A 12,517-nucleotide genomic window follows, 5' to 3' on the forward strand; every position below is an offset into this window, starting at 1 on the left:
TAGGCAGCCGTTGCGCCCGCTGCACTGGGGATAGCCCCCCTGTTGCGGCGGGGGTCCTTCCTAGGCCAGCCCGTGCTGCTTCGCGTAGGCGTTCGCCACGTCCTCCGGGTCCTTCTTGTCGTTGTCGACCTGGCTGTTGAGCTGGGTCAGCTGGTCGGTGGTGAGGATGTTGCCGAGGCGGGCGAGGGCCTTGCGGACCGTGTCGTCGGCCTTGCGGTCGGCGATGAGGGGGACGATGTGCTGGCTCGGGATCAGGTTCTTGGGGTCGGTCAGCACCACCCAGTCGTTGGCCGCGATGTCGGTGTCGGTGGTGAAGAGGTTCGCCACGTCCACGTCGCCCTTCTTCAGGGCGCCCTTGACCAGCGGTCCGTCGGAGTCCAGCGACTTGAACTCCTTGAACTCCACGCCGTACACCTCCTTCAGGCCGACCGCGCCGACCCGGCGCTTCTTGACCTCGGGGGCGGCGCCGATGACCAGCTTGCCGTTGTGCCGGGCGAGGTCGGCGAGGGTGACGAGGCCGTACTTCCTCGCGGTCGCGCGGGTGACGGCGAAGCAGTCGGAGTCGGCGGCCTGGCCGTAGGGGAGCACTTGGAGGCCGGCGGGCAGGGCCAGGGTGAGGGCGTTCTGCATGGTGCCCGGCTCCGATGAACTGTCCTTCGGGGCCAGGTAGTTGAGGAGGGCGCCCTGGTACTCGGGCAGGAGGTCGATGTCGCCTGCCTTGAGCGCCGGGATCACGATCTCCCGGGTGCCGAGGTTGGGGCGGACCTTGACCTTGACGCCGGCCTGCTGGAGCACGGCCGCGTAGAGGTAGCCCAGCACCTGGTTCTCGGTGAAGTTGGCGGTGCCGATGGTGATCCCGCCCTTGCTGGAGCCGCTGCCGCCGGAGGTGGTGCCGCCGCCGTCGAGGGAGGTGATGCCGCTGGAGCAGGCCGAGAGTGCGGGGACGGAGGCCGCCGCGAAGAGGCCGCCGAGGAGGGTGCGTCGGTTCATCTCAGGGGGGTCCTTACGCGGTGCGGTGGCGGAAGAGGAAGCGCTGGAGGGCGGAGAGCAGCAGGTCGAGGGCTACGGCGACCACGGCGACCAGCACCGCCCCGCCGAGCACCTGCACGAGATCGCGCTGGGCGAGGCCGTCGAAGACGTAGCGGCCGAGGCCCCCGAAGGAGACGTAGGCCGCGATGGTCGCGGTGGCGACGACCTGGATCAGTGCCAGGCGCAGGCCGGTCATGATCAGGGGGAGCGCGAGGGGCAACTCGACCTGGAACAGGACCTGGTGGCCGCGCATGCCCTGGCCGCGGGCGGCGTCGCGCACGTCCGGGTCCACGGCCGTCATCCCCGCGTACGTGTTGGTGACGATCGCCGGGACCGCGAGGGCGACGAGGGCGACGTAGACCGGCAGCATGGACAGGCCGCCGGCCAGGAAGACCAGGACGACCAGGCCCACGGTGGGCAGGGCGCGGCCGAAGGACGCGAGGTTGATCGCGACGAAGGCGCCCTTGCCGGTGTGGCCGATGAGCAGGCCGAGCGGGAGGCCGATGGCGGCCGCGACGAGGGTCGCCAGCAGCGAGTACTGGAGGTGCTCGGCGAGGCGGTGGGCGATGCCGTCGGTGCCCGTCCACTGGGAGCCGCTGGTCAGCCAGGTGCCGAGGTTCTTGAGGAGTTCGTACATCGCTCAGGCTCGCTTCCGGCGCCACGGGGTCAGGGCGTACTGCAGGGCCACCAGCAGGGCGTCCGCGACCACGGCGAGCAGGAGCGTGAGGACCACGCCCACGATCACCGGGGTCGGGAAGTCGCGTTGGAAGCCGTCGGTGAAGAGCTGGCCGAGTCCGCCGTCGCCGATGTAGGTGGCGACCGAGACCAGGGAGATCGACATGACGGTCGCGATGCGGACGCCCGCCATGATCACCGGAAGGGCGAGGGGGAGTTCGACGGTGAGGAGCGTGCGCAGGGGGCGCGTGCCCATCGCCTTCGCGGCCTCCTTGGTCTTCGCGGGGACCGAGTCGAGGCCCTCGACGGTGTTCCGCAGCAGGACGACCAGGGTGTAGACGGTCAGGCCGATCACGGTCGTGGTGCGGGTCAGTCCGCTGACCGGCAGCAGGAGCACGAAGATCGCGATCGAGGGGATCGTGAACAGGACGTTCGAGAAGCCGAGCAGGAAGCCGCGCAGGGGGCGGATCCGGTGGGCGATCACCGCGAGGGGGAGGCTGATCAGCAGGCCGAAGAAGACGGCGCTCAGCGCGGCCTGGAGGTGGGAGACCGTGAGCGAGGTCAGGTCGTCGGTGTGGCCGGAGATCCACGACCAGTCGATGGTCATGCGGCCACCCGGGCTTCCGTGTGCGCCCGGCCCGCGTGGGTGTGGATGTCGTCGCGGGAGGACACCCCGGTGAGGACGCCGGCCGCGTCGACGCGGGCGACCAGACCGGTGGGGGAGGCGAGGGACTCGTCCAGGGCGGCGAGCAGGGAGTCGCCGTCCTTGAGGGGCCGCACGGGGAGTTCGGTCTCTCGCGAGGCCCAGTGCAGGGGCCTGCCCGAGTCGTCGCATACGAGCGTCCAGGCGTCACCCTCCGGGGCCGGGCCCTGCGGGACGGCGGCCAGGGTCTTCAGCGAGAGCAGCTTGAGACCGCGCTCGGCGCCGAGGAAGTCGGCCACGAAGTCGTCGGCGGGGCGGGCGAGGAGTTCGGCGGGCGGGGCGCACTGCACGAGGTGGCCGCCGGTGCGGAAGATCGCGATGCGGTCGCCGAGGCGTACGGCCTCGTCGATGTCGTGGGTGACGAAGACGATGGTCTTGCTCAACTCCTTCTGGAGCCGGAGCAGTTCGTCCTGGAGCTGGGTACGCACCACCGGGTCGACCGCGCCGAAGGGCTCGTCCATGAGCAGGACCGGCGGGTCGGCGGCGAGGGCGCGGGCGACGCCGACGCGCTGCTGCTGGCCGCCGGAGAGCTGGTGCGGGTAGCGCTTGCCGGCCTCGGCGGTCAGGCCGACGGTCTCCAGGAGTTCGGCGGCACGGGCGCGGGCCTTCCTGCGGCCGTGGCCGAGCAGGAGCGGGACCGTGGCGATGTTGTCCAGCACCGTGCGGTGCGGGAAGAGGCCCGACTGCTGGATGACGTAGCCGATGGAGCGGCGCAGTTCGGCCGCGTCCTGATCGGTGACGTCCTTGCCGCCGACCTTGATCGTGCCGGAGGTCGGCTCGACCATACGATTGATCATCCTGAGGGTGGTCGTCTTGCCGCAACCGGAAGATCCGACGAGGACCGTGACGCCGCCTTCCGGCATGTCGAGGGTGAGATCGTGCACTGCTGTCGTGCCGTTGGGGAAGCGCTTGTGGACCGCGTCGAACTGGATCATGAGATGTCCCTTGCCCGGCTGTATAACGTCATGCAGAGTTCTCGGTAGCTGAATAGTTTGTCAACGGGTCGGTGTTAATCCGAGGTAACGGATGACCGCCAGGCAAGATCCGATGTCCACTTTGAGGGGAGTTTGGGCTATATGGCGTCTCGGATCGTGGACTCCCCTGATCCCGTCGCGGTCGGGCACACCGGCCTGGTGATCCTCGACGGCATCGGGCTCGGCGTCGCGGACGTCGTCCGGCTCGCCGACGGGAGCGCCCGGCCAGTGCCCGGGACCGAGGCGATGAAGCGCGTGACGGAGTCCTGGGACGCCGCCCGGCAGATCGCCGCGACCGGTCGCGTCTACGGCCGCTCGACCGGCGTCGGCGCCAACCGGAACGAGGACGTGCCCACCGACGCGGCCGCCGAACACGGACTGCGGCTGCTGCGCAGCCACGCCGGCGCCATCGGCGAGGAGCTCCCGGCCAGGCAGGTCCGCGCGATGCTCGCGGTCCGTGCCAACCAGCTCCTCGCGGGTGGGGCCGGGCTGCGGCCCACGGTGGTGACGGCCCTGTGCGAGGCGCTGGAGAACGGGGCCCACCCGGTCGTCAACGAGTTCGGCTCGGTCGGCACCGGGGACATCGCGGCGCTCGCCCAGGCGGGGCTGGCGCTCACCGGGGAGCATCCGTGGCGGGGCGTCGTCGGCGCACCCCGGCCGCAGCCCCTCGACAACAACGACGCCCTCGCCTTCATCAGCAGCAACGCCCTCACCCTCGGCCAGGCCGCCCTCGCCCTGCACGAACTGCGCGGACTCGTCGAGGCCACCCAGGTCGTCGGAGCGCTGTCACTGCTCGCCGTGGACGGCTCCCACGAGGCCTACGCGGCCCCCGTGCACGCCGCCCGCCCGCACCGCGGGTCCGCCCAAGTGGCGCGGCGGATGCGGGAGTTGATCGGCGCCGAGGACCGGCCCACCCCGCCGCTCGGCCGGATCCAGGACCCGTACGGCTTCCGCTGCCTGCCCCAGATCCACGGCCCCGCCCATGACGCGGCCGACGCCCTGGAGGAGGTCCTCGCGATCGAGATCAACGCGGCCGCCGAGAACCCCCTCATCTGCCCCGAGGACATGGCCGCCTACCACCACGGCGGCTTCTACCAGGCCCAACTCGCCCTCGCCCTGGACCACTTCAGGCTCGCCCTCACCCAGGTCGCCCGCCTGTCCACGTCCCGGCTCTCCACCCTCAACGAGCCCGCCTTCACCCGCCTCAGGCCCTTCCTCGCCGACCCCGAGCCCGCCTCCTCCGGCGTGATGATCCTGGAGTACGCCGCCGGAGCCGCCCTCGGCGATCTGCGGGCCTTCTCCGCGCCCGCCTCCCTCGGGCACGCTGTACTCTCCCGGGGCGTCGAGGAACAGGCCAGCTTCGCCTCGCTCGCCGCCCGCCAGACACTGCGCGCGTGCGGCGCGTACCGTCTCGTCGTCGGCTGCGAACTCGTCGCCGCCGTACGGGCGCTGCGCCAGCGCGACCTCCGGCCGGACCCGGGCCTCCCGGTGGGCCGCGCGCTGGAGCTCGCCGAGGCGGTGCTCGACGGGGAGCAGGCCGACCGGCCGCTCACGGCCGACGTGACGGCGGCGGCCGCACTGCTCGACCGGTTCACGGAGATCTGGAGGGGGAGCGAGGCATGAGCGAGATCGGTGGGGTGGACACCCCGGCGGGACGGCTCCAGGCACTGTTCGAGGGTCACCGGCTCACACCGACCCAGCGGCGCATCGCGCACAGCATGGTGCGGCGCGCCGCCGACGTGCCGTTCCTGTCCAGCGTCGAACTGGCCGAGCTCGCCGGGGTCAGCCAGCCCTCCGTCACCCGCTTCGCCGTCGCCCTCGGCTTCGACGGCTACCCCGCCCTGCGCCGGCACCTGCGCGAGGTCACGCCCGCCGAACAGACGGCGGACTCCGCGTCGTACAACGAGTACCAGCAGGCCGTCGAGGCCGAGATCGAGAACCTCCGGCACCTCGCGGAGGTCCTCGCCGACCCGCGTCCCGTGCAGAAGGCCGGCCGGCTGCTCGCCGCCTCCCGCCCGCTGCCGGTCCTCGGGCTGCGGGCCGCCGCCTCCCAGGCGTACGGCTTCGCCTACTTCGCCGCCAAGGTCCATCCGGACGTACGGCTGCTCCACGAGGGCGGCACGATGATCCACGACCGGATCGACGCCGCCGTGCGCGCGGGCGCCTCGACCCTGCTGTGCTTCGCGCTGCCCCGGCACCCGCGCGAGGTCGTCGACACCCTCGCCTACGCCAAGGAGGCGGGGCTGACCGTCGTCACCGTCGCCGATTCGGCCTTCGCCCCCGTCGCCAAGGTCTCCGACCTGCTGCTGCCCGCCGCCGTCGGCACCGGCCTCGCCTTCGACACGGCCTGTGCGCCGATGCTGCTGGGGCGGGTCCTGCTGGAGGCGATGTGCGACAACCTGCCGGACGCCCAGGCCCGCCTGGAGGAGTTCGACGTGCGGGCGGCGGCGCGGGGGCTGTTCGTGGAGTAGCCGGCCCCGGGCGCTTTTTCAGACTCGTCTCACGTTCCCTCGCTAACCTGCCCCGCGGATTCCGCACACGGGAGACGGGAGGACGGACGTGGCACGCGGAGGTCAGGGACTGGTGCGGGTGGCCGTCGTCGTACGGGCCGGAGCCGCGCCCCTGTGGTGGGCCGGAGTGTTCGCGGCGGGTGTCGGGCTGCTGGTGCCGGGCATCACGGGCCGGCGGATCGGCGTCATGGCCGGAGCGGCGCTGTTCATCGTGGCCGCGGCCGTGGTGTCGTACGGCCGCCGCAGGCGCTACACGGCACTCGGGCGGGCCGCCGTCCGGGCCGGGAAGCACGACGTGCTCCAGGACCGTGCCGTCGGGGTGCGCAACTGGCGCCGGGGGCACCGCTGGTGGCTGCTGCTGGCCTGGCTCCTCGCGCTGGGCTGCAACTTCGCCGTGCCCGTCGCGGGCGGTCTGCTGCTCGCCGGGTGCGGTACGGGTCTCGCGCTCAAGGCCGCCTGGCTCGGCCGGCGCGAGCGGGCCGAGGACGCGCTGCTGTGGGTGCGGGTCGACTGGCTCGCCCCGAACGGCGGCCGCCCGGCCGGCAAGGCCGTCAAGGCGTACCGCAGCACGGGTATCGCGGCGGGCGACGCGGCCCCGGGAGGAGCGCGCCGCCGCACCGCGGCACTCGTCTAGAACAGGGTTTGCGGGTGGTACGGGGTCACACCTCCAGGTCGTTCTCGATGGCCCGCAGCTGGTGGCGGGCCATCGCGAGGTTGGAGCGCTTGGCGTCCAGGACCAGGTAGAGGAAGAGCCCGTTGCCGCCGCGTCCGCTGATCAGGCGGATCAGGTGGTACTGGTCGGACAGGGTGATCAGGATGTCCTCGATCTGGCCCTTCAGCCCCAGGTGCTCCATCGTGCGCATCTTGGCGCGGACCACGTCGGTGTTGCCGGCGGCGGCCACGTTCAGGTCGAAGCCCTTGCTGCCGCCCATGGTGCCGAGCGCCATGCCGCTGGTGTAGTCGACGAGCGCGACGCCGGTCGCGCCCTCGATGGAGGCGAGGGCCTCCTTCAGTGCGGTTTCGGTGTTGGCCATGACTGTGTCTCCTCGGTTCTCTAACTTTCGGTGGTGGTACGGGCCGCCGTCGGAGCGACGGCCGTGGCGCGGGTGTCCGCGGGCTTGGCCCGGGACGGACGGGCCGCTCTGGCACGTGCCGGAGCGGGCTTCGCGGGCGCCTTCACGGGGGTCTCGGTGGGTGCGGTGACCGCTTCGGACACGCTGTCGACGAGCTCGCCGATCCGGGCACCCGCCCGGCGGCCCTCCAGATGGAGCCGGCCGACGTTGACGCGGTCCTGGGCGAGCAGCGTGACGACGGCCCCGGCGCCCGCCGCGTACGTGGCGACGTAGCCGTACAGCCCCCGCACCAGCAGTTCGCGCAGGTCGCCCTGGCCGGTCTCGTCGGCCAGCTGGGCGGCGAGCGCCCGGGTGGCGCCGGTGAGCGCGGCCACGGTCTCCGGATCGACGCCCGGGGTGTCCTGGGCGAGGACGAGACCGTCGGTGTCGGCCGCGAGGGCGCCGGTGAGCTGCGGGACCCGGGCCCGGAGCCGGCGCAGCTCCTCCAGGATCCCGTCCTGCGCTGCTGCCATCAGGTCTCTCCTCTCGGCGCGGATCCGCTGCCGCTCAAAGGGCCTCCAGCGCATCCCTGAGCCTCTTCAGCAGCGTGATGTGGGGATCGACGGGTGCGGTGGCGCCGGTGAGATCCACGGGGAGAGCGGTGCCGGGCGGCGGCCCTTGCGTCGGGCCGGCCCCCGGCGGTCCCATGAGGCCCGGCATCGGGCCGGCCTGCGGTCCGGGGAAGCCCGGCATCGGGCCGGGCAGGGGGTCGGCCGCGGGTGTGAGAGGGCGTGGCGAGACGGCTCCGGCCGCCACCAGCCGCCGTATGTCCACCAGGGTGTGGAACGCCGGGCGGCCCAGCTCCCGGGCGATGTCCGACGCCGTGCGGACGCCGTTCACCAGGGCCAGCACGGCCTGCCGCCGGGCCGGGAGCGGGGTGGGCGCGGGGCGGTACTCGCGGGTCAGCGGGGCCTCGTCCACCAGCTCGTCCGGCCAGATGCGGTGCAGGAGGTCGCGCCGCCGCAGCGTCTCGCGCTCCAGATCGGCGACCGGGACCGGGTGCGGGGCGCCGGGGCCGGTGAGGGCGCTCTCCCGTGGGCCGGGGGAGTCGAGGGTGCCGGAAGAAGCGGGGGTGCCGGGGGAAGCGAGGGCGCTCGGGGAGTCGGAGCTGCCCGGGGAGTCGGAGGTGTCCGGGGAACCCGGGTGCGCCGGGGTGCCGAGGTCGTCCTCGCTGCCGTAGCGGAAGCGGCCGGGGGCGCTGCTCGGGGCCAGCGCGAAGTACGCCGCGTCGTACAGCGCGGTCAGGCGGCACAGCTCCAGCGCGCCGGGGGTGAGCAGCCCGTCCTCCACCAGTCGGCGGCCCGCGTGGTGCACCACCTCCGCGCCGGTGCGGCGACGGGTCCCGGTCCCGGGGTGCGCGGGTCCCTCGGCGTGGGCCGCGCTCTCGGCCAGCGCCCGCGCCCAGGCGTCCGCGTCGAGGGTGCCGTGGGCGGCGAGCAGGACGTGGGCGCCGGGGGCGGCCGGGCTCTCGGCGTGCACGACCTTGCCGTCGGCGAGGTGCAGGGCGCCGCGCTCGCGCACCAGGATGCCGGTGGCGCGCTCGGCGGCCAGCCGGCTCAGCATCGGCGACAGCCCGCCCCAACCCCGGCCCAGTGCGGCCGCCTTGTCGCGGACCGGCAACCGGGGCGGCGGGGTGGCCTGCGTGGTCTTCACCGTCGTCATCCGAGCACCAGCCGTCCGGCCATCTCGCCCAGCCGGATCCGGGCCAGCGCGAGGTTGCCCTCCGCGCGGGCCAGCCACAGGTGCAGGAAGACGCTGCTGTCGAAGGACGTCGCCACGAACCGCAGCACGTGGTAGCTGTCCCGGTTGCTGAGGATGAGGTCCTCGACGGGCGGCTCGCCCTCCTCCCCGGCGGCCCCCGCCCCGGTGTCGTCGGAACTGCCGGACGCGAAGGCGCGCTGCTCGGCGGCGAGCCGGGCGAGCTCCGCGGCCTCCGCCGCGGCCGCCTCCTGGTCACCGCCGGGGGATTCCCCCACGGATCCCAGGGCCAGCCCGCTCGTCCAGTCGACCAGCGCGGCGCCCCGCGCACCCGGCAGCCGCATGGCTTCCAGCAGGCACTCGTCGATTCCCTGCACCGTGGCTCCCCTCCCGCCTGGGGTTCGGCTGAGTGACGCCGAAACTACGCAACGTGTGCGCGAGGGGTGAGGGATCTGGCATTTTCCGGTGGAACATGCTCCAAGTGGCTAGAGTGGGTCAACTTGCCTTGTTCCCGGGCCCATTGATCAGCAGGCTCACCGGTGTGTGTCAACGGCTCCCGGGTGCGTGCAGGGTGGTGAGCGCGCCCGCGTGCGCCCCTCCGGATTCGGCCACGATCGAGGCGAGCGTCTGCGGGTCCCGCACGGTCGCGAAGCGGACACCCCCCGCCCGGTGATCGGGCACGAAGCCGTAGATGCCGGGCCGGGCCAGCGAGTTGTACGCGTAGTGGTGCGCGAAGTAGTACGCGCCGGTGTCCAGCGCCGCCGCGTAGTCCCCCTGGTCGAGCAGCGGCAGCGCACGCCCCTCCGCCAGCAGGTCGCCCGCGAAACAGGCCGGCCCCGCCACGTCCTGCACCACCTCGGGACCGCTCTTCGGCCGCCCCTTGCCGTCGTACGCCGCGATCCGGAGCGGCCACGACCCCGGCACGTACACCGTCCGCGTCGCCACCTGCACGCCCGCGTGCGTCACCGCGACCGGCCGGCCGCCCGCGCTCTTGGCGTACTCCACCCGCGCCACGATCGTGCCGTGCTTGGCCAGCAGCGACCGCCCGAACTCGGTGACCAGCCCGTACCGCCCGTCGAACAGCCCCGGCACCGCCGCCTTGAGCGCCCGCGCGTACTCCGTGTACGTCGGTGCCGTCACCTCGGAGGCGAAGTTCACCGGCAGCCCGCCGCCGATGTCGATCGTGTCGATCTGCGGCCGGCCGATCCGCCGGTTGATCTCCTCGGCGAGCGCGTACGTCTCCTCGACGCCCCGGATCATCAGGGACAGCGGGATGCCCTGCGAACCGGTGTGCGCGTGCAGCCGGCTCAGCCAGGGCCGGTCCAGGTAGGCCCGCACCACCCACTCGCGCGCCCCCTCGTCCCGCAGCGCCACCCCGAACTTCGAGGTCTCGGTGGCCGTCGAGGTCGCCCCGATGGAACCGCCGCCGACCTGCGGGTTCACCCGGATGCCGAGCGGGGAGCGGCTGACCGCCATGGGGGTACCTCCCATGCCTTTCGGGTTATGGGGGAGCATGAGGCCGTCGATGCGGTCCAGCTCCTGCGGGTTGTCCGCGTTGACCGCGATCCCCAGGGCCAGCGCCTCCCGGAGTTCGGCCGCGGTCTTGGCGGGTGAGTCCAGGACGGTCCGCTCCGGTGGCAGCCCCGCCGCCCGGGCCAGGGCCAGCTCACCCGGACTCGCCACCTCCGCGCCGATGCCCTCCTCGCGCAGCAGCCGCAGCACCGGCACCAGCGGGGTGGCCTTCACCGCGAACGCGTGCAGCACCGGGGTGCCCGGCGCGGTGACCTCGGCGAAGGCCGCGCGCAGCTCGGCGGCCGACTCGCGGATGCCGGTGACGTCGAGGAGCCCGACGATGGGGTGGTCCGGCCCCAGCAGACCCTGCTCCACGGCCGCGCGCACCGCCTCGTCCCGCCGGGCGGCCCGTCCTTCGCCGGTGTTGCCGTACTCGTCCACCACGTCTCCCGTCCTCGCCTGTTCTTCGAGGGTGCGCCTGTCCAAGAAACATTCCTGCCCCACTGAGGCTGACGCGAGAACGTATTGACTAGTTCTATTCAGACAGCCAGGATGTGAATATCGGCAGCAACAATCCGTGGCAGCGATCCGCAGCTGAGCCCCCAGGAGGCAGACCATGTCAGGACCCCGCCCCGTCCGAGCGCCGCGCGGTACGGAACTGAGCGCCCTGGGATGGCAGCAGGAAGCCGCCCTGCGGATGCTCCAGAACAACCTCGACCCCGAGGTCGCCGAACACCCCGACAAGCTCGTCGTCTACGGCGGCACCGGCAAGGCCGCCCGTGACTGGCGCTCCTTCGACGCCATGGTCCGCACCCTGCGCACCCTCAAGCAGGACGAGACCATGCTGGTCCAGTCCGGCCGCCCGGTCGGTGTGATGCAGACCCACGAGTGGGCCCCGCGCGTCCTGATCGCCAACTCCAACCTGGTCGGCGACTGGGCCAACTGGGAGGAGTTCCGCCGCCTGGAGGCCCTCGGCCTGACCATGTACGGCCAGATGACCGCCGGCTCCTGGATCTACATCGGCACCCAGGGCATCCTCCAGGGCACCTACGAGACCTTCGCCGCCGTCGCCGCGAAGAAGTTCGGCGGCACCCTCGCCGGGACGATCACCCTCACCGCCGGCCTCGGCGGGATGGGCGGCGCCCAGCCGCTCGCCGTCACCATGAACGACGGTGTCGCGATCTGCATCGACTGCGACCCCCGGGCCATCGAACGGCGCATCGAGCACCGCTACCTGGACGTGCGGGCCGACTCCCTGGAGCACGCCCTCCAGCTGGCGGTCGAGGCCCGCGACGCCCGCCGCCCGCTCTCCATCGGCCTCCTCGGCAACGCCGCCGAACTGCTCCCGCGCATGCTCGCCGAGAGCGCGCCCATCGACATCGTCACCGACCAGACCTCGGCGCACGACCCGCTGGCCTACCTGCCGACCGGCATCGCCTTCGAGGACATGGCGGACGCGGCGGCCAAGGACCCGGCGGGCTTCACGACCCGCGCCCGCGAGTCCATGGCGAAGCACGTCGAGGCCATGGTCGGCTTCATGGACGCGGGCGCCGAGGTCTTCGACTACGGCAACTCGATCCGCGGCGAGGCCCAACTCGCCGGTTACGACCGGGCGTTCGACTTCCCCGGCTTCGTCCCCGCCTACATCCGGCCGCTGTTCTGCGAGGGCAAGGGCCCCTTCCGCTGGGCCGCGCTGTCCGGCGAGGCGTCCGACATCGCCAAGACCGACAAGGCGATCCTGGAGCTGTTCCCCGAGAACGAGTCCCTCGCCCGCTGGATCAAGATGGCCGGGGAGCGCGTCCACTTCCAGGGCCTGCCCGCCCGCATCTGCTGGCTCGGCTACGGCGAGCGGGACAAGGCCGGCGAGCGCTTCAACGACATGGTGGCATCCGGTGAGCTGGCAGCACCGCTGGCGATCGGACGCGACCACCTGGACGCCGGCTCGGTGGCCTCGCCGTACCGCGAGACCGAGGCCATGCTCGACGGGTCCGACGCGATCGCCGACTGGCCGCTGCTGAACGCGATGGTCAACGTGGCGTCCGGCGCCTCCTGGGTCTCCCTGCACCACGGCGGTGGCGTGGGCATGGGCCGGTCGATCCACGCGGGCCAGGTCACGGTCGCCGACGGCACCGAGCTCGGCGGCGAGAAGGTCCGCCGGGTGCTGACCAACGACCCCGGCATGGGCGTCATCCGGCACGTCGACGCGGGCTACGACATCGCCGAGTCCGTCGCCGACGAGCGCGGTGTGCGGGTGCCTATGCGTGAGGGTGACGACGCGTGACGGCAGGCGGCGAGTCGGGAACC

13 protein-coding genes are annotated in these 12,517 nt (G+C 72.7%); 4 read left to right on the forward strand and 9 right to left on the reverse strand.

The window, feature by feature from the left end; all coding sequences use genetic code 11:
* Positions 1 to 60 precede the first annotated feature (60 nt).
* From OHN19_RS25750 to OHN19_RS25765, 4 genes are read right to left on the reverse strand one after another with little or no spacing between them, the layout of a single operon-like run.
* On the reverse strand, positions 61 to 990 hold the full coding sequence (locus OHN19_RS25750; protein WP_330266464.1) for an ABC transporter substrate-binding protein: 930 nt from the start codon (positions 988 to 990) through the stop codon (positions 61 to 63).
* Between the two features lie 13 nt (positions 991 to 1,003).
* Positions 1,004 to 1,666: an ABC transporter permease gene (locus OHN19_RS25755; protein ID WP_330266465.1), complete on the reverse strand. Its 663-nt coding sequence runs from the start codon at positions 1,664 to 1,666 to the stop codon at positions 1,004 to 1,006.
* 3 nt (positions 1,667 to 1,669) lie between these two features.
* Positions 1,670 to 2,311, reverse strand: coding sequence for an ABC transporter permease (locus OHN19_RS25760; RefSeq protein ID WP_330266466.1), 642 nt, complete (start codon positions 2,309 to 2,311; stop codon positions 1,670 to 1,672).
* On the reverse strand, positions 2,308 to 3,342 hold the full coding sequence (locus tag OHN19_RS25765) for an ABC transporter ATP-binding protein (protein ID WP_330266467.1): 1,035 nt from the start codon (positions 3,340 to 3,342) through the stop codon (positions 2,308 to 2,310). The genes OHN19_RS25760 and OHN19_RS25765 overlap by 4 nt, the downstream gene beginning before the upstream one ends.
* A 141-nt stretch (positions 3,343 to 3,483) precedes the next feature.
* Between OHN19_RS25765 and OHN19_RS25770 the strand changes: the two genes are divergently transcribed.
* From OHN19_RS25770 to OHN19_RS25780, 3 genes are all read left to right on the forward strand, one after another.
* Positions 3,484 to 5,004: an aromatic amino acid ammonia-lyase gene (locus OHN19_RS25770; RefSeq protein WP_330266468.1), complete on the forward strand. Its 1,521-nt coding sequence runs from the start codon at positions 3,484 to 3,486 to the stop codon at positions 5,002 to 5,004.
* Entirely contained in the window at positions 5,001 to 5,852 is an 852-nt protein-coding gene (locus OHN19_RS25775; RefSeq protein WP_330266469.1) for a MurR/RpiR family transcriptional regulator, read from the forward strand. Before OHN19_RS25770 ends, OHN19_RS25775 begins: the two co-directional genes overlap by 4 nt.
* Before the next feature lie 88 nt (positions 5,853 to 5,940).
* Positions 5,941 to 6,525, forward strand: a complete 585-nt coding sequence (locus OHN19_RS25780; protein ID WP_330266470.1) for a hypothetical protein — start codon at positions 5,941 to 5,943, stop codon at positions 6,523 to 6,525.
* 25 nt (positions 6,526 to 6,550) lie between these two features.
* Here OHN19_RS25780 and OHN19_RS25785 read toward each other — a convergent pair whose 3' ends face one another.
* The 5 genes from OHN19_RS25785 to OHN19_RS25805 form a co-directional block, all read right to left on the reverse strand.
* Complete coding sequence (locus OHN19_RS25785) at positions 6,551 to 6,925, reverse strand: hypothetical protein (RefSeq protein WP_280851086.1); 375 nt, start codon at positions 6,923 to 6,925, stop codon at positions 6,551 to 6,553.
* A gap of 20 nt (positions 6,926 to 6,945) precedes the next feature.
* The gene (locus tag OHN19_RS25790) at positions 6,946 to 7,476 is read right to left on the reverse strand and encodes a roadblock/LC7 domain-containing protein (protein ID WP_330266471.1); all 531 of its coding nucleotides are present in this window, start codon (positions 7,474 to 7,476) and stop codon (positions 6,946 to 6,948) included.
* A 34-nt stretch (positions 7,477 to 7,510) separates the two neighbouring features.
* A complete protein-coding gene (locus tag OHN19_RS25795) occupies positions 7,511 to 8,665 on the reverse strand; it encodes a hypothetical protein (protein WP_330266472.1) in 1,155 nt (384 codons plus the stop codon).
* Positions 8,662 to 9,078 carry a hypothetical protein gene (locus OHN19_RS25800; protein ID WP_330266473.1) on the reverse strand — a complete coding sequence of 139 codons (417 nt, stop codon included), beginning with the start codon at positions 9,076 to 9,078 and terminating at the stop codon, positions 8,662 to 8,664. The genes OHN19_RS25795 and OHN19_RS25800 overlap by 4 nt, the downstream gene beginning before the upstream one ends.
* 169 nt (positions 9,079 to 9,247) lie before the next feature.
* Positions 9,248 to 10,654: a diaminopimelate decarboxylase gene (locus tag OHN19_RS25805; RefSeq protein ID WP_330269709.1), complete on the reverse strand. Its 1,407-nt coding sequence runs from the start codon at positions 10,652 to 10,654 to the stop codon at positions 9,248 to 9,250.
* A 175-nt stretch (positions 10,655 to 10,829) separates the two neighbouring features.
* Here OHN19_RS25805 and hutU point away from each other — a divergent pair, with 175 nt between their 5' ends.
* Positions 10,830 to 12,494 carry a urocanate hydratase gene (hutU, locus tag OHN19_RS25810; protein WP_330266474.1) on the forward strand — a complete coding sequence of 555 codons (1,665 nt, stop codon included), beginning with the start codon at positions 10,830 to 10,832 and terminating at the stop codon, positions 12,492 to 12,494.
* Positions 12,495 to 12,517 lie beyond the last annotated feature (23 nt).

The organism is Streptomyces griseorubiginosus (genome assembly GCF_036345115.1).
In the GTDB taxonomy this organism is placed as follows: domain Bacteria; phylum Actinomycetota; class Actinomycetes; order Streptomycetales; family Streptomycetaceae; genus Streptomyces; species Streptomyces griseorubiginosus_C.